This window comes from Ereboglobus sp. PH5-10 (genome assembly GCF_029504735.1).
In the GTDB taxonomy this organism is placed as follows: Bacteria; Verrucomicrobiota; Verrucomicrobiia; order Opitutales; family Opitutaceae; genus Ereboglobus.
This window is the reverse complement of the sequence record NZ_JAQFIP010000003.1, coordinates 199,203-216,225: the sequence shown is the minus strand read 5'-3', so window position 1 is coordinate 216,225 and position 17,023 is coordinate 199,203. Positions and strand designations below refer to the sequence as shown.

The window sequence follows — 17,023 nt, the reverse complement described above, 5'->3', positions numbered from 1 at the left end:
CTGTCTAACTACTCACGATATCATGAAAATCACCAAAATCGCATTCGTTGTTTTGCCCGTGTCCGACATCGCCCGCGCGAGAAAATTTTACGAGGATGCGCTTCATTTGCTGCCCGCCCGGATTTTTGAAAAGGACGGGCGTGGTTCGATTGACTACGACTTGGACTCGGGGCGCGTCACGATCAAGTGCGAGGGGCAGCTGCCCGTGGCAAACATGCCGCGAGTCACCGTGGCGTTCGAGGTGGACAATTTCAACGACGTCATCGCCTCGTTGCGCGCGCACGACACGACTTTCGTGACAATGCCCGCCGAGATTTCGGGCACTTATCAGGCCACGGTGAACGATCCAGACGGCAACAACATCGTCATTTACAAGCTCAAGGGTTCCTCGAAGAAGGACTTTCTTGTGATCTGAGTGGACTCGGGCGAGGCTGTTCCGGCGATTTTCGCGCGCGGTTATTTCTCCGGCGTTGCGGGCTTGGGATTCTTTTCCCGGCCCTTTTCCTTCTTGTTTTTCAGGTCGACGCGCTTGGGGCTTACGAGCGGGGACTCGCCGTGCCTGGCGCGTTGTTCCTTATACCAGCGCTGCCAGAGTCGTTCGTTTTCGCGATGGCGGGCGCGGATTTTGTCGTATTCCTCCACTTGTCCGGGCGTGAGGACGGCGCGAATGTCGTTGTGCAACTTGGCCGAGGCGTCGCGTTCGATTTGGCGCGAGGCCTGTTGTTTCTCCATGTAAACGGTGACGATGGCCTTGATCTGTTCGCGCTGTTCCGGCGTGGGGTCGAGGCGGTTGGTGATGCGCACCCATTGCTGGTTGCTGAGTTGCTGGGCGGCGGCTTTTCTTTGCACGGTCACGTTCACGTAACGCACGGCAAAGACACCGCCCGCGATGGCGCCGCAGAAAAAAATGCCGATCAGGGCAAATACGGTGATGATGGTTTTGTTCATTTCGAAATAGCCGGGTGCTCAGGGCTGGGCGGGGACTTCGGTGTTGTTCTCGACTTCAACGGCCTCGATGGACGTGCCCCCGAGGTCGCCTGCCGCCTTGTCAATGTTGCGCAGGATCGGGCCGAGGTTGATGGTCACACTGACAATGGCAAGCAGGCCGGCGACGCAGAGTCCGCGCAGCGTGAGCTTGGCCACGAAAAACGGCCCGGCGGAGGTTGGCGGCATGCTGAGCGCCCGTGCGGCGACGCGCGTGGCAAACCCATAGGGAGCCGGGATGTCGCTCACCTTTTCAAATTGCGAGCGCCGGGCGGCCTCCGTCAGTCGTTTCCATGCGGTTGTTCTCGGTGTGGCGGGATTCATGAGCGTTCCTCCTTTTTTAGTTCTTGAAAAAATTTCCTCAACTTGCGCCGCGCGCGGAAGGCGCGGACCTTGATGAGCGTGGTGTTCCAGCCGGTGAGCGCGCTGATTTCGGCGAGTGTTTTTTGCTCGAGATCGAGCAGTTGGATGACCATGCGATCCTCGGGCTTGAGCTGGTCGAGAAGCCGGTGGACGAGTTCGCGCGCGGCAAATGCGTCGCCCGCAGCCACATCGTTTTCGTTGGTGATGACGCTGTCCAGAACCTCCGCCTCCGTCTCGGAAAGGTCGGCCCAGCGAAACTCGGGGCGCCGTTTTTGGGCGCGCAGGTGGTCGATGCATGTCGTCACCGCGATGCGCGAAACCCAGTGCGAGAGCGGCATGGCTCCCTGGTATTGGCCGAGGCGCGTGAACATTTTCATAAACACCTCCTGTGCGAGATCCTCCTCCGGCACGCGGCGGGGAAGATGCGAGCGGACAATGCGGATGACCAGCGGGTAAAGGTGCTCGACCAGCTCGCGCGCGGCCTCCTGATCGCGCGCGCGCACCCGCTCCAGGCAGCGGGCGATGTCAAAGGGCGCGTCGGGGTCGGCAGGCATAAGTTGATCGAAACAGCATTCACAATGAACTGTGACGGTTTTTGCGAGCCGCAAGTTACTATTTTCATGAGATGTCGCGTCCGCGGGCGGGGTGTTGCGGAGCGCGGAACCAGTGGAGTGCGCATGCGCAATGGAGCGTTGCGCCCGCCTCCTCGCGTGCCAAACGGCACCCCGTCTCGCGTGCCAGCCTCAGCGCGGCTCGTTTTTCCTCTCGCCGGAAGGACAAAACTTGTTTTTTAGTCTCATCTTTCGTCCCTATTCCTACATGGCACGCATCGTCCAAAAATATGGCGGCACCTCAGTCGGTGACGTCGAACGCATCAAAAAAGTCGCGGAACGCGTCAAACTCACCCGCGACGATGGCAACGAAGTAGTCGTTGTCGTCTCAGCCCGTTCGGGCGTGACAAACGAGCTCATCGCGCGCGCCAAGTCCATCAGCGACCTTCCCAACGAGCGCGAAATGGACATGCTCCTCGCGGTTGGCGAACAGGAAACCATCGCGCTGACCGCGATGGCCCTGCACGCGCTCGGCGTGCCCGCGGTCAGCTTCACCGGCGCGCAGGCGGGCATCCTCACCAACGACGCGCACACACGCGCCAAGATACAGACCATCACGCCCAAGCAAATCGAGGACGCGCTCAAGCAGGGCAAGGTCGTCATCGTTGCCGGCTTTCAGGGCATCAACGCCGCGGGCCAGCTCACCACGCTCGGCCGCGGCGGCTCGGACCTCACCGCCATCGCGCTCGCCGCGCCGCTCAAGGCCGACAAATGCGAAATCTACACCGACGTTGACGGCGTTTACACGGCCGATCCGCGCATTGTGAAAACCGCGAAAAAAATCGACGAGATTTCCTACGACGAAATGCTCGAGCTCGCCTCGTCGGGCTCGAAGGTCATGCAAAGCCGCTCGGTCGAATTCGCCAAGAAATACGGCGTCGTTTTTGAAGTCCGCTCATCCTTTAACCACAACCCAGGAACAATCGTGAAAGAAGAAGTCTCGTATATGGAAAAAGTCGTCGTGCGCGGAGTCGCCGTCGACAAGGACCAGGCCAAGGTCACCGTCAGCAACATCGCCGACAAGCCCGGCTCCGCCGCCAAGGTGTTTCGCGCCCTGGCCGACGCGAATGTCATCGTTGACATGATCGTGCAGAACGTGGGCCGCAACGGCGTCGCCAACCTCTCCTTCACCGTTCCGCAGGTTGACTCCAATAAGGCGCAGCAAACGCTCGCCCCCGTGCTTGAGGAAATCGGCGGCGGCAACGTGACGATCCAGGAGGACATCGCCAAGTTGTCCGTTGTCGGAGTCGGCATGAAGACGCACAGCGGCGTGGCCGCGACGCTCTTCCAGACGCTCGCCGACGTGAACGTGAACATCGACATGATCACAACCTCCGAGATCAAGATATCCGTCGTCATCTCCAGCGAGCGCGTTGACGAAGCCGCCCGCATCGCGCACAAGGTCTTCGGACTCGACGCGTGAAGGGGAAGGCAAGAGGCCGGAAAGCCAGAAGACCAGAGAGCCAGAGGCCAGAATGCCCAAACATTGACAACCCATGGGATTGATTCGCCATTACACCGATTTGATTGTGTGGCAAAAGGCGTTCGATTTCGGGTGTCGCATATTTGAGTTATCCAGAAACTGGCCGCGCGAAGAACGTTACGCCCTGACCGATCAGGTTCGCCGGTCTGCGCGCTCGGTGAGTGGCAACATCTGTGAATCATGGGCCAAGCGACGCTACAGAGCTCATTTCATCAGCAAGCTTACCGATGCCGACGGCGAATTGCTGGAATCCGAAAACTGGCTCCGCTTCGCGCGCAGTCACGGATATATCAATCAACCTGAATTCGATGAACACGTGGAACTGGCTCGGGAAGTGGGCCGAATGCTGGGAAGCATGATTCGCAATCCCGAACCATTCCTATTGAGCGACGATGACAAACAGTCATAACATAATTTTCTAATTTCAATACTTCGTCTTCCGACCTCTGGCACTCTGGCCTCTGGTTTTCTGGCCTCTTCTTCTCATGCTCTATACATCCACACGCGGACAAACTCCGGCACTCTCATTTTCCGACGCCGTCGCCACCGGACTCGCGCCGGACGGCGGTTTGTTCCTGCCGGAGACGCTGCCCGCGTTTGATGACGCGCAGCTCGTGCGCTTCGACGCGCTGAAAAACGACTACGCCGCGCTGTGCTTCGAGTTTCTGCGCCACTTCGCGACCGATATTCCGGAGGAGACACTGCGCGCGATCATTGCGAAATCCTACACCACCTTTTCCGTTCCCGAAATCGCGCCGCTCAAGCAGCTCTCGCCGGATCTGTTCGTGCTCGAACTTTTTCACGGCCCCACGCTCGCGTTCAAGGACTTTGCATTGCAAGTGCTCGGCAATCTCTACGAGCACCAATGCCGTGTGCGCGGCGAGTCGATCAACGTCCTCGGGGCGACATCCGGCGACACTGGCTCCGCCGCCATCCACGGACTTTTGGGCAAACCCGGCACCGCCATCTTCATCCTTTATCCCGACGGGCGCACCTCGCCGCTGCAGGAGCGCCAGATGGCCTGCACCGGCGCGAAAAACGTCTTCACGCTCGCAATCGACGGCACTTTCGACGACGCGCAAAACGCGCTGAAGGATGTTTTCGGCGACCAGGAATTCCGCACGCGCTACCATTTGTCGGCGGTCAATTCGATCAACCTCGCCCGTGTGCTCGCTCAATGCGTTTATTATTTGTCCGCATGGCTGCGCCTGCCGGAAGGCGCGCGCGCTTCGGCGGAGTTTGTCGTGCCGACCGGCAATTTTGGAAATGTGCTTGCCGGTTGGATGCTCCAAAAAATGGGCGTGCCGATTCGCGGCTTCAAGGTCGCCACAAACCAGAACGACATTCTCCACCGCCTCTTCACGACCGGCGAATACAGCGTGGCGGATGTCCGCCCGAGCCTCGCGCCGTCGATGGACATCCAGGTGTCGTCGAACTTCGAGCGCTTCCTTTATTACAGCCTCGGACGCGACACGGCCAAAGTGCGCGAAGTCATGCACGCGTTCAAGACGACAGGCCGCTACGTGTTTGAAAATTTCAACCGCGACACCTTCGGCGCCTCGCGCTGCGACGACGCGGAAATCCCCGGCATCATCAAGCGCGTGTATCAGGATTTCGGATACATCGTCGATCCGCACACGGCATGCGCCTTCAAGGATCTCTCGCGTGACCGCGCCAGCGTGGTGCTCGCGACGGCGAGCCCGGCGAAATTCCCCGACACGATTCGCGAGGCCATCGGCGTCGAGCCGACCGACCCCGCGCTCGAAATTCTAAAAACGCGCCCGCTCGTGAAGCACAAGATCAAGGCCGACCCCGCCGCGATCAAGGCGTTCATCACGGCAAGCGCGGTTTAGGCGCGTTTGAGGTTTTATTCTTCGCGGTTCTCGGCGCGCTCGGCGAGCGCGCCCCACCCGTTGAAGACCAAAATCAGATCATAGACAGTGCAACCCATAGGTTGCACTCCCCATGAAACCCGACCGGTTTATTTTAGTTTGGGCCGGGTTGCGTTTCCGGGGTTATCCCTGCAGTAGTTTGTATTCGACGGAGTCGCGGAGGGCCTCCCAGCTGGCGTCGATGATATTGTCGCTCACGCCGACAGTGCCCCAGATGTTTCCCCGCTCGTCGTTTGTTTCGATGAGGACCCGGGTGCGCGCGGCGGCGTGCTGCTGGCTGTCGAGGATGCGCACTTTGTAGTCGGCCAGGGTGACAGTTTTCAGTTGGGGATAGACGGGTTCGAGCGCGTTGCGCAGGGCGCGGTCGAGCGCCGCCACCGGGCCATTGGCCTCGGAGACGGTGAGGTAGGTTTGTCCGTTGACCTTGATTTTGACGGTGGCCTCGGAGACGAGCTCGTCGTGACGGCGCTCGATGATAACGCGGTAGGCTTCGAGTTCAAAGGCGGGTTTGTAGTGGCCAAGGTTTTTTGCGATGAGGAGCTTGAGCGAGGCGTCGGCGGCCTCGTATTCGTAGCCTTCGAACTCGCGCGTCTTGAGTTGCTTGATGAGGTCGGCGATGGTGGGGGATTTTTCGTCGAATTCGTATCCGAGTTCGCGCGCCTTGGTGGCGATGCTGGTGCGTCCGGCCATGTCGGACACGAGGATGCGGGTGCGGTTTCCGACGAGCGAGGGGTCGATGTGCTCGTAACTGGATTTGACCTTTTGCGCGGCGTTGGCGTGGAGACCGCCTTTGTGCGCGAAGGCCGAGGCGCCGACGTAGGGGGTCTTGGTGTCGGGGGGGAGATTGGCGAGTTCGTCGAAATAGAGCGAGAGCTCGCGCAGTTCCCCGAGCTTGGGCGCGCAGTGCGCGGTGCAGCCCATTTTCAGGAAGAGACTGGGGAGGACGGTGACGAGGTTGGCGTTGCCGGTGCGTTCGCCGTAGCCGTTGACGGTGCCTTGCACGAGGCGCGCGCCGGCGGCGATTCCGGAGAGGGAGAGCGCGACGGCGAGGCCGGAGTCGTTGTGCGTGTGGATGCCGACTTTTTCGGGGCCGAATTCGCCGACTACGCGCGCGACGATTTTTTCAAAGTCGTGCGCGAGCGTGCCGCCGTTGGTATCGCAGAGGGTGAGGTTGGACGCGCCGTTTTTGAGCGCGGTGGCGAGTGTGCTGAGCGCGTAGTCGGGGTTGACTTTGTAGCCGTCGAAAAAGTGCTCGGCATCGTAGACCACCTCGCGTCCCTGCGCGGTGAGGTAGGCGACGGAATCGCCGATCATGGCGAGGTTTTCCTCAAGGGTGGTGTTGAGGATTTCGGTGACGTGGAGCGTCCACGTCTTGCCGACGATGGTCATGACGGGCATGCCGCTGTCGAGAAGCATGCGGAGCTGCGGGTCCGCGTCGGCCTTGGTATTGGCGCGGCGGGTGGAGCCGAAGGCGGCGAGGCGTGCGTGCTTGAGTTTGAGTTTTTGCGCCTCCTGAAAAAAGGTGATGTCGCGCGGGTTGGAGCCGGGGAAGCCGCCCTCGATGTAGTCCACGCCGAACTGGTCGAGTTTTTGCGCGATGAGGAGTTTGTCGGTGACTGAGAAGTTGATGCCCTCGCCCTGCGTGCCGTCGCGGAGGGTGGTGTCGTATATTTTGACCTGGGTGGGTGTGCTCATGGGAATGCGAAGTGTGGAGTTTGTAGTGTGATGCTGGAGAGGGAGTGAGAAAAAACAAAAAGCCCGCGGCTTGATCCGCGGGCTTTTGGAAATGGGTGCGTGATACGAGGGCTCGCGGATTAAACTTTTTCGACGAGACCTGCCTTAATCGCCTTCACGGAGACGAGAATGCGCTTGGTGCCGCCGTTTGCGGTCTTAATTCGAATTCGCTGAAGGTTCGGGCGGAATTTGCGGGGAGTGATGGTCGTCACGTGCGTGCCGATGCCTCCGCTCTTTTTGGACTGACCCTTGCGGTTAATGCGGCTGCCCTTGGTGGGACGTTTGCCTGTTATTGCACAAATTCTTGCCATGTTTCGATTAGATTGAAGTCGGCGAGGCAAAGCTGCCCGCGCGAGTCTGGCAAGGGAAATTTTTTAAAAAAACGGAAGATTGTGAGTATATGGGGTAAAAAATACGTTGAAGTCCCTTGAAAAAATTCAGTTTTGGCTGAATCACAACTTCAGTGAAAAGTCGAAATTATCGCGTTCTGATTTATGTGTTTTTCTTGTTTTTTTCGCAGAAGGAGTTCGGGGAGGATGATTTTACAGGCGCAGCCATGGGGCGTTTGGCTGGTGGCGTCTGTTTTTTTCCACCAAAGGACGAAGTTCACCCGTGCGAAAACAGGCTGGTAGCCAGACGCTTTTTTACGCGCCAGTTCTTCAGAGAATTTTTTCGAAAATCTCAAAATGACCCGTCCGGTTGCGCCGGGATGCGAACTAGTGCAACCGTCCACATCCGATGTTATGTGCAACGTGTCGCCGGAGCGGATATTTTTCAGTTGATCCTGAACGCGTTCGAAGAAATCGAGCCACACGTCCTTGTGCGTAAGGAATATTGTGATTTCGGATGGCTCGCCCCAGGCGTTGGTGTCCGTGACCCGGCGCACTGCGTCGGCCTGGATTGAATCAAATGTGCCGGTGTTGGTGAGAATAGCGAGGCGTGAGCGGGCGCGGGTGAGCGCGACATAGAGCAGGCGACGTTCCTCGTCATCGCGCGGCGGTTTCGTGAGGAGAAGAAACACGTTGTCGAATTCGCGCCCCTTCGCCTTGTGCATGGTTGAGACTGTGATGGTTTCGCGGGATTCCGTTTCGCAAAAATCCTCGAGGCGTGATTCGCGCACGAAAATTTCGAAATCGGTGCGGTAGCGCGAACGCGTGTTTGCGGCCTCAAATGCGCGTATAAGCGACCGGCATACCGAGAGTCCGCGGCTTGTCGTCGGAAACATCCGTTGCAGGAGTCTTTTTGCTGCATTCCATTCGTCATTGGGAATGGATGTGAATTGCTCGATTTGGCGGAAGAAAAAACGAACTTCCTCAATGTCCGCCAGTGAAAAGCCGTCGTTGCTTTGGATGAGACGGGCGGGTTGGTTGTGGTGGTTGAGCAGTCCGGTGATGATTTCCGCGGTGGTGTTGTCGCGGGTTAGGATGGCGGTCGATCCGGCGAGGCCGGTGCGCAAAATTACCCGCAGGAGAGGTGCGGCGAGGTGCGGCGTGGTGTAGCGGGTGATCGTGATGATGCCGTTTTGTGTGTCGTTGGCGGCGACGGGAATTCGCTTCATGCGGCCTGTGATCGTGCTGGCAAATTGGTTTGAAAAGGCGACAAGGTTTGGCCGTGCGCGGTAGTTGGTGAGCAGGTCGTAGCGAGTCGCACCCTCGGCATTCAGCAAACTGGCGAAGTATTTCGAGTCGGAGCCGCGAAAGGTATAGATATTCTGGTCGTCGTCCCCAACGGCAATGATGCGCATCTTTTTTTCACTGCGTTCCATGAGCAGATTCACGAGTGCGAATTCGTCGGCGGACATGTCCTGCGCCTCGTCGATGACGAGCACGGTTTTTGTGATGCGGCTTTGCTCGACATTGCCGGCGCGGATTTTTGCCACGGTTTCCTTGATGATGTGGTCTGTCTTGGTCAGCGAGCCCACGCGACCGAGCAAGTCGAAGCAGTAGGAGTGAAAGGTTTTTATCTCGACGAAGTTTGCGGCGTTGCCGACCAGTTCGAGAAGTCGTGTTTTGAACACGGTCGCAGCCGCCCTTGAAAATGTGAGCATTAACAATTGCTCGTGTTTCACGTCCTCCATCAGCAGGAGTGCGGCGAGTTTGTGAACGAGAAGTTTTGTTTTTCCGCTGCCCGGCCCGGCGGCGACAACGATCACCCGGGAGTCCTTGTCGTCAATGACGCGGCGCTGCGTTTCCGAGAGCGACTCGAAGAGTTGTCGGTATTTTTTCGGCGTGATGTTGAGGCGCATTTCACGGCGTCGGGCATTTGTGAAATACTTGGAGAGGAAGGATGAAAAATTAAGACGGAAGTAGTCGTCAACGAACTGCACCGCGCCAGCGTAATCCTCCAGCATCCTTTTTGCGTATTCGCCGATGATGTGGATTTGCTGCATGCGGTTTTCATAGAACTCGGAGAGTTTTTGATAGTCCTCCTTTTTGTAGGAGACGCGGAGATTGTGCTCTTTCCGTTCGATGGTAAGGCGATTGTAGACGACCATGAAGCCGCCCTCAATTTTCATCGCGCCAATCCGTGAAAGATAAAAGAGAGCGTCCTCAATTTCGGCGGCGCTCGCCGCCATCGAAAAAAGGCCGGAATTGGCGGAAACGATCCGGACGAGCTCTAGGATGGAAAAGGAAACGGAGGTGGACAGGGGGGCGACTTGCGCGTCCGGCGCCACGCTCCTTTGCGTATCCTCGTCCGCCGCCATTTTTTCATGGAGATATTCGACTATCCGGCGCGCGATTTCACCGCGCTTTTCCACGACGCCGGCGAACTCATTGGGAGGCAGCTTTGCGGTGACATGCGCATTGTGGCGTCCGTCCCACTCCCGTTTGGCAAGGCGCTTGATGTCCCAATAGTTGAGCAGTGTGTTGATTTTTTTCGTGTCGCAGGAGCGGCACCCGGCGGTTTCCGCATTTTCGTTCAGCTCCTTAATGTTGAGAACGGAGCCTTCCTCGGTGATGTGTTTTCGGAGGAAGTGTTCGATTTCAACATGCTCCTTCAGGATTCGGCGTGCCGTGGTTTCGCTTTCGTTGCGGGCGAAATGGGCGGACATGTCCTTCTGGTCATCAAGAATCTTTTCCTCACGCAGAATCTGGATGACGCGAATGACGTCCTCGCGCACGATGCCGAGGTTGTCCGAGATGTAATCCACCCTGCTTTCCGCGCCGTCTTGCATCGAGCCTTTGCGACTGCGCGCGCTGAAAAGATTGGCCATGATGCGGCTGGCGTTTTGGCGCTGAGTTTCGCTGGCGAAACGCGCCGATGCGGCGATTTTTTGCGACGCCTCGATCATTGACTGGCAGCGGATGCTGCTGGCGTAGATGCGGGGTGAATTTTGTTTTCGTTTCAGGTAGCCCGATTGCTCCAGTGCGTTGATGGCGGTGAGTATGCGCGTCTCCATTTCAGCGCCGGAAGTGTCGTCCCACCCGGCTTCGCGCGCGATTTCGAGGGCTGATTGCTGGACGCTCGAACGGTTTTTTGTAAGGTTTTTTATCGCGTGCCAAACTTGGTTAATTTCGCCGAGGTTGAGTTTTGTCTGGTTGAGGAGGAGGAAGTGTTTGTTGAGGTCGTCCTCGTTAAAGAGGACGTAACATTCGGCGCGGATATTTTCGTCGCGCCCTGCGCGGCCTGCTTCCTGAACGTAATTTTCGATGGAGTCGGAGATGTCGTAGTGGATGACGAGTTCGACGTCTTTTTTGTCAACGCCCATGCCAAACGCGGTTGTGGCGACCATGATTTGGGCTTCGCCGGAGAGAAATTTGTTCTGGTTGCCGGTCTTTTCCTCGCGATCCATTTTGCCGTGAAACGCGAGCGCCGCGAAGCCGTTTTGCGCCAGATGCCCGGCGATTTCCGTGGCGCGTCGGGTTCGCGATACGTAAACGATAGTCGGGCATTTGTGTTGCTCGATGAGGTCGCGCACCGTGTTGAACTTTTCATCATCACCGGTGCGTTCGAGCACGACGTAGTGCAGGTTTTCGCGTTGGGACCGCGCGATAAAAACATCGAGGGTGAGCCCGAGTTTTTCCTTAAAATACGCGCAGATATCCTCAATGACGCGTTGCTTGGCGGTGGCGGTGAAGCAGGAAACGGGGATTGGGTCGCCGGTCGCGCCCGAGAGTTTTCGCTCGAGAAGATTTTTTATGAAATCGCCAACATATAAATAATCGGGACGAAAATCCTGTCCCCAGGAGGAGAAACAGTGCGCCTCATCAATGACAAAACGGGCGATGTTTCGCTGGAGGAGAAGTTTTTCCATCGTCACCGAGCGCAGTGATTCGGGCGCGATGTAAAGCAGGCAGGCGGAACCGTCGGCGACGCGTTCGATGGCCTTGGCGTGTTCGATGGGATCAAGCAGTCCGCTGATGGCGACGGCTTGCGTGATGCCGCGCGCTTCCAAGTTGTCCACCTGGTCTTTCATAAGCGACTGGAGCGGCGAAATGACGACAGTAAGCGCTTTTTCGGCTTCGCCGGCCATCAACGCCGGGACTTGGAAGGTGACGGATTTGCCGCCGCCCGTTGGAAAAACAGCCAGCACGGACTTTCCCCCAACGGCGGCCCGCGCGGCATTTTCCTGCAATGGTTCGCCTGCGTAGGAGCGGAAGTTGTCGAAACCGAAAAACTTTTTAAGTCCGTGCCGTGGGTCCAGTTTTTCGCGGCAATACGGGCATCCGGCGATGCACGGTGTCGCTCGCAGCCGGCGAAACACGTGCTCGACACGGGGATGTTGCATCAACACCCACGGCGGCGTGAGTGACCCGACGTCGGCGCAATGAATGAGCGCCAGCGCGTAGGCGAGCTCGACCGGATTTTTTGTCACGGTTTCCGCGAGAGGAGCATTTTCGCAAATCAATTCGCGATAAAAGTCGGCAATAGTTTTTGCAATTGTGCTGGCATCGGAGGAGGCGGGGGCCGTGGCACCGGAGGTGGAATTTGCAAGTTTGATGAAGCCGCAAAAATCAGGCTTCCCGGAAAGCAGTTCGAAAAAAATGGCGCGCAATTCCGACGGCAGCTTCGTCCACTCGGCGAGTTCGGCATCGAGCAGTTCCCTCGCTTTGCGCGCATCGTTGACCGGATTGTTCAGTTCGTCGCAGATCAGTTTGTCGTCCTTGAGCAGCGCATGATAGGGTTTGCGCGGAAAAAGCAACGGGGAGAGCGGCAACGTGTCCACCGTCACTGCTGACTTTGGCATGCACTCGCCCACGAATTTCAGATCGTGACGAATAATATTGTGCCCGCAGACAAAAGCCGCGCCTTCTAAGAATTCTGCGAATGCCCTTTTTAAGGGCGAATGAAAAACGCATTCTGCATCATCAACCGCACCGATGTCCAAAACACTATGGTTTTGTCGGGATATTTCGATGTCGAAGCAAACGATCCTGTGCGTGTTTGATGCCATGTGCGGTGAAAAGACATAGTCGAATACAAGAGGCGAGGGCAATAGCATGGCGGGAGGCATTCAAAAAATTTTGCAGCGCAATTTTTCCCTCGTGCTTGGTTATGCGCGTGCGAAACAGGGCGGAGGTGGCGTGATTTTTTGCGCGGCAACGGCTAATCAGCGTGCTTGCACCATGGGCGGCGAGTCTTACAACCGGAACGCATGAAACGCCGCCAGCTGCGCGGCTACGACTTAAAACAGATCAACGGTTACGAAAGCCTCATCGGGGTCGACGAGGCCGGCCGGGGCGCTCTCGCCGGGCCGGTCGTGGCCGCCGCCGTGCTCGTGACTCGGGAGTTTTTGGCGAGCAACTGGGCCATGAGAAACGCGGGGCGCATCAACGACTCGAAGCAGCTCACCGCCGCCGGACGCGAGGAGGCGTGGAACGACCTCGACAAGCTAGCGCGTGGCGGGCTCATCCACGCGCACCACGGCGTGGCATCGGTCGATGAAATCGAACAGATGGACATTCTCGGCGCCACAAAGCTCGCCATGCGGCGCGCGCTCGAGGGCATTTATCCGCCGGCGGCCTTCCGCCGCAGCAAGCCCGGCGAGCCGGAATTGTTTGCGGACATGGAAACGCGCAGTCCGTTTTTCGGGCAAAAACTGTCGTGCCGCATCCTGGTCGACGGGCTGCCGCTGAAAAGTTTTCCGTATCCGCACACGGGGGTTGTCGGCGGCGACGCGCGCTCGCTTTGCATCGCGATGGCGTCGATCATCGCAAAGGTGACGCGCGACCGCCTGATGACGGAGCTCGATGGCGAGCATCCGGGCTATGGTTTCGAGCAGCACAAGGGCTACGGCACCGAAATGCATCGCGCGGCGGTGCTGGAAAAGGGAAGCAGCCCGCAGCATCGCGCAAAATTCCTGCGCAAGCTGCTCGACCATCGCGAGGATCCGGGGCAATTATCGTTTTTCGAAAATGGCGGCCAAAACATATAAATCGCTCGATCATGTCCTGGGCAGGTTCGACAGCCTCGATCCCGCCAGCCGCGCCAGCCTCGTGCAGCGTCTCGCGCGGGAACGCCGCCTGCTCGAAAATATTTTCAACGTGCTCAAGGACGGCGTGATTCTGGTCGATGCCGACGGGCGCGTCGAGTATGCGAACCAGACCGCCGGCAAAATGCTCGGCCTGCGCGACGACCAGCTCGGCGACGTGGTGCTCTGGCGTTTTGTGCCGGGGCTGCGCCCGCCGATCATCGATGTGAGCGGGGACGCGCGCGACGACGCCGTGCAAGCGGCCCATGCGATGACGCGCGAGATCGAGCTGACCTATCCCGAGCCGCGCGTGCTGCGGCTTTACATGGTGCCGTTTTTCTCGGACGAAAACGGCGGGCGGCAGCAATATGCCGTGATCCTGGGCGACATCACCAACGAGCGCGAAAAGACGGAGCAGCGCATCGCGGACGAGCGCACATCGTCGATCCGCCTGCTTGCCGCCGGCGTGGCGCACGAGCTCGGCAATCCGCTCAACTCCCTCACAATTCATCTGCAACTCATCGAACGGCGTTTGAAAAAACTCAAGGGCGCCGCCCAAAAGGATGCCGATGCGCTGGCCGAGTCGATTGGCGTTTGCCAGGAGGAGGTGAAGCGCCTCGACGGAATCATCACGAATTTTCTGGAGGCGGTGCACCCGCGTCCGCCGGATTTGTGCGAGACGCAGGTCAGCGAAGTGCTCGCCGACGTGCTGCATTTCCAGCGGCGCGAGCTGGAGGATCGCGGCATCACGGTCGAGGTCGAGGCGCCGGGCGACCTGCCCTTGGTGATGGCGGATCGCAACCAGCTCAAGCAGGTGTTTTTTAACATCAACAAAAACGCGATGGAGGCGATGCAGCCCGGCGGTGTGTTGCGCGTCAAGGCGCGCGCGGACGACGACAATGTGTATTTGCTTTTTGGGGACACCGGCGCGGGCATCAAGCAGGCCGATCTCGCGAAGCTGTTCCAGCCGTATCACACGACCAAGCAGGGCGGGCACGGTCTCGGGTTGATGATTGTGCAGCGCATCATGCGCGAGCACGGCGGCCAGATCGGCGTCGAAAGCCGCGAGGGCGCGGGAACCGTGGTGACCTTGCAATTTCCAAGAAAAGACCGCCGTGTGCGGATGTTGAAGTAGGCGCGGCCTTTCATGAAAAACGCCCCGGAAAAATCCGGGGCGTTTGTGTAAAGGGAATCCGTTTTCGTGGGCGCGCGTCAGTTGAGCGGCTGGATGGTGACGGGGATTACGAGGGGTTTGTCGGCGCCGGGCATTTGCGCGTAGAGCTGGCCGGTGGCGGGGGTGCCGCCTTTGATGGTGACGCTGCCGACGTTGCTGCCGGGCTGCACGTAAACTTCGGGCATGATCACGCTTTCGGGGATGTCGGTCGTCACGTCGATGAGCATGGGCGCGCCTTGCACGACTTGCGGCGTGATGAACTTGAGGACGAGCGTCTGGGTCTCGCGAATTTTGATTTCCGAGGGGCTGACCGTGAGCGCGCCGCCTTGTTGCGCGGTTTGCGCGGGGGCGGTTGTCGCGGCCGGTTGCGGATCGTTGGGAATCACGGTTGCGGGTGCGCCTGAGTCCGCGCCGGGGTCGATTCGGAAGGTGCCGATCACAAGTTTGCCGGGGACGTCGCCGATCGAGACGGTGTAGTTTTGTTCGGCGGGAAGGTCGGGCACGTAGAAGCTGATTGAGTTTGCGGAGTCGTAGATGGATCGCGCGAGGCTGTCGTTGAAATAGACGTTGTCGTGGCTGGTGAAGCCGCGTCCGGTGATTGCGATTCGCGAGCCGGCGGGGCCGCGGTTGGAGCTGAGGCCGACGGCGTCGCGCCCCACAATCGTGGCGACTTGTAACGGGCTGTAATCGGTGCGCGAGCGGAGGATGCCGATATTGGAAACTTGATACTCGATGAGGAAGTAGTAGCGAAGTTCGGTCACGCCGGGGGGGGCCTGGAATTCGTATTCGTAGATGCCGGGGGTGTCGGGAATCATGGTCATCTTGTGGGCGTTGCCGTCGATGATGAGCTTGGCGACGGTGCTGCCCTCGACGACGTTGGATGCCTGCGGCTTGATGCGCGCGGTGATCGTGTAGATTTGCGACGGGTTGGGCGGAAGCGACGGAGCCGTCAGGTTGGTGATGGACGGCGTGCCGCACCCGGCCAGCACGAGGACGGCAAGGGCGCTGATGATGACAAAGAATGATCTCGCGTGAAAGGTGCGGTTGTTTTGCATGAGTGTTTTCCGGTTAAAAAACGACGCAAACGCAACACAAACATTCCCGCTTGGCAATGAGCGAAATTGACTCCCTTAAGAATGCGGACGAGCCCGCGCGCCCTGAAAATCGCGCGCTCGGGTTGTATGTGCACGTGCCGTTTTGCGCGACACGATGCGATTTTTGCGCGTTTTACGAGGAGGCTCCGACGGCGGAAAAGGTGCGCCGGTATCTGGACGGGGTTGCGCGCGAGGTGGATATCCTGACGGAAAACGGCGGGGTGGAAACCGGCGCTGGCAAAAAAACGCGCGCGGTGGACACGGTTTTTTGGGGCGGAGGGACGCCGGGGGTGCTCGCCGCGAAGGATATCCTGCGGCTGGGCGGAATCGCGAGCAGACTTTGGAAAGGGAGGGGCGCGCCGGAAGAGTGGTCGGTTGAGCTGGCGCCGGGGTCGGTGTCGGAGGCGCGGTTGGAGGCGTTGCGCGAGATTGGCGTGACGCGCGTTTCGCTTGGCGTGCAAAGCTTCCGCGCGGATTTGCTGGAGGCGCTGGGGCGGCGTCACTCGCCGTCGCAGATTTATCGCGCCTACGAGCGGATTCGCGCGGCGGGGTTCAAGAATGTGAACCTGGACATGATGTTCGCTCTGCCGGGGCAGGAGGAGGAGGCGTGGCTTGCCGATGTGGGCGAGGCGCTCGCGCTCGGGCCGGATCATCTCTCGACGTATTGCCTGACCTTCGAGGAGGACACGGCGTTGTGGGTTAAGCTTTCGCAGGGCAAGGTGAAGCTGGACGCGGAGCGCGAGGCGCGTCTCTACGAGCGCACTTGGGCGGAGCTGGACGCGGCGGGGTTTCCCCAATACGAGATTTCCAACTTTGCGCCGCGCGGTTTCGAGTGTGTTCATAATTTGAACACCTGGCGCATGGAGGAATGGATCGGCCTTGGCCCGAGCGCGGCGTCGCAGCACGCGGGCTGGCGCGGCGCGAATGCGCGCGATCTGGAAAAATGGCTGGCGGGCATGCGAGACGGCGCGCGCGTCACCGAGGATCGCGTGAGGATGACGCCGGCGTTGCTGGCGGAGGACGCGTTGATTTTCGGACTGCGCATGAACGAGGGTGTTGACGTGGGTGCGTTGCGCAAGAAAGCGGGCGCGGACGCCCTGAACTGGACGGCAGTCGACGCGCTTGTGGACCGGTTGACAAACGACGCGCTTGCAATAAACGACGAGGGCAGGTTGCGCCTGACATTGAAAGGCCGGCTCGTAGCCGATGCGATTGCCGCCGAAATGCTGGGCGCTCTGACGGAAGGGGCGGGCAGTGAGTAGCGGGTGGCGGGTGG

14 protein-coding genes are annotated in these 17,023 nt (G+C 59.1%); 7 read left to right on the top strand and 7 right to left on the bottom strand.

Going from position 1 to position 17,023, the window contains the following annotated elements:
- Positions 1-22: 22 nt before the first annotated feature.
- Positions 23-415 (top strand): VOC family protein, encoded by a 393-nt coding sequence (locus tag M2447_RS04195; RefSeq protein WP_277507951.1) that lies wholly within the window; start codon positions 23-25, stop codon positions 413-415.
- 41 nt (positions 416-456) lie between these two features.
- Here M2447_RS04195 and M2447_RS04190 read toward each other — a convergent pair whose 3' ends face one another.
- From M2447_RS04190 to M2447_RS04180, 3 genes are read right to left on the bottom strand one after another with little or no spacing between them, the layout of a single operon-like run.
- Positions 457-948 carry a hypothetical protein gene (locus M2447_RS04190; RefSeq protein WP_277557517.1) on the bottom strand — a complete coding sequence of 164 codons (492 nt, stop codon included), beginning with the start codon at positions 946-948 and terminating at the stop codon, positions 457-459.
- A gap of 18 nt (positions 949-966) precedes the next feature.
- The gene (locus M2447_RS04185) at positions 967-1,308 is read right to left on the bottom strand and encodes a hypothetical protein (RefSeq protein WP_277507950.1); all 342 of its coding nucleotides are present in this window, start codon (positions 1,306-1,308) and stop codon (positions 967-969) included.
- Positions 1,305-1,901, bottom strand: a complete 597-nt coding sequence (locus M2447_RS04180; RefSeq protein ID WP_108823992.1) for an RNA polymerase sigma factor — start codon at positions 1,899-1,901, stop codon at positions 1,305-1,307. Before M2447_RS04180 ends, M2447_RS04185 begins: the two co-directional genes overlap by 4 nt.
- Before the next feature lie 265 nt (positions 1,902-2,166).
- Between M2447_RS04180 and M2447_RS04175 the strand changes: the two genes are divergently transcribed.
- The 3 genes from M2447_RS04175 to thrC all read left to right on the top strand — a co-directional run bounded on the left by M2447_RS04175 (position 2,167) and on the right by thrC (position 5,294).
- The gene (locus M2447_RS04175) at positions 2,167-3,381 is read left to right on the top strand and encodes an aspartate kinase (RefSeq protein ID WP_277507949.1); all 1,215 of its coding nucleotides are present in this window, start codon (positions 2,167-2,169) and stop codon (positions 3,379-3,381) included.
- 73 nt (positions 3,382-3,454) lie between these two features.
- Positions 3,455-3,850: a four helix bundle protein gene (locus tag M2447_RS04170; RefSeq protein WP_108823990.1), complete on the top strand. Its 396-nt coding sequence runs from the start codon at positions 3,455-3,457 to the stop codon at positions 3,848-3,850.
- Positions 3,851-3,926: 76 nt separating this feature from the next.
- Positions 3,927-5,294: a threonine synthase gene (gene thrC / locus M2447_RS04165; RefSeq protein ID WP_277557516.1), complete on the top strand. Its 1,368-nt coding sequence runs from the start codon at positions 3,927-3,929 to the stop codon at positions 5,292-5,294.
- 162 nt (positions 5,295-5,456) lie between these two features.
- Here the strand turns inward: thrC and cimA are convergent, their stop codons facing one another.
- The 3 genes from cimA to M2447_RS04150 all read right to left on the bottom strand — a co-directional run bounded on the left by cimA (position 5,457) and on the right by M2447_RS04150 (position 12,255).
- Positions 5,457-7,028 (bottom strand): citramalate synthase, encoded by a 1,572-nt coding sequence (cimA, locus tag M2447_RS04160; protein ID WP_277557515.1) that lies wholly within the window; start codon positions 7,026-7,028, stop codon positions 5,457-5,459.
- A 119-nt stretch (positions 7,029-7,147) separates the two neighbouring features.
- The gene (gene rpmB, locus M2447_RS04155; RefSeq protein ID WP_277507946.1) at positions 7,148-7,378 is read right to left on the bottom strand and encodes a 50S ribosomal protein L28; all 231 of its coding nucleotides are present in this window, start codon (positions 7,376-7,378) and stop codon (positions 7,148-7,150) included.
- 149 nt (positions 7,379-7,527) lie between these two features.
- Complete coding sequence (locus M2447_RS04150) at positions 7,528-12,255, bottom strand: RecQ family ATP-dependent DNA helicase (RefSeq protein ID WP_277557514.1); 4,728 nt, start codon at positions 12,253-12,255, stop codon at positions 7,528-7,530.
- 408 nt (positions 12,256-12,663) lie between these two features.
- On the opposite strand from M2447_RS04150, the gene M2447_RS04145 reads away from it, so the two are divergent.
- Both M2447_RS04145 and M2447_RS04140 read left to right on the top strand, forming a co-directional pair.
- A complete protein-coding gene (locus M2447_RS04145; protein WP_277557513.1) occupies positions 12,664-13,443 on the top strand; it encodes a ribonuclease HII in 780 nt (259 codons plus the stop codon).
- Complete coding sequence (locus M2447_RS04140; RefSeq protein WP_277557512.1) at positions 13,424-14,614, top strand: ATP-binding protein; 1,191 nt, start codon at positions 13,424-13,426, stop codon at positions 14,612-14,614. The genes M2447_RS04145 and M2447_RS04140 overlap by 20 nt, the downstream gene beginning before the upstream one ends.
- Before the next feature lie 77 nt (positions 14,615-14,691).
- Here M2447_RS04140 and M2447_RS04135 read toward each other — a convergent pair whose 3' ends face one another.
- On the bottom strand, positions 14,692-15,708 hold the full coding sequence (locus tag M2447_RS04135) for an IPT/TIG domain-containing protein (RefSeq protein WP_277557511.1): 1,017 nt from the start codon (positions 15,706-15,708) through the stop codon (positions 14,692-14,694).
- Between the two features lie 56 nt (positions 15,709-15,764).
- Between M2447_RS04135 and hemW the strand changes: the two genes are divergently transcribed.
- Positions 15,765-17,009 carry a radical SAM family heme chaperone HemW gene (hemW, locus tag M2447_RS04130; RefSeq protein WP_277557510.1) on the top strand — a complete coding sequence of 415 codons (1,245 nt, stop codon included), beginning with the start codon at positions 15,765-15,767 and terminating at the stop codon, positions 17,007-17,009.
- Positions 17,010-17,023 lie beyond the last annotated feature (14 nt).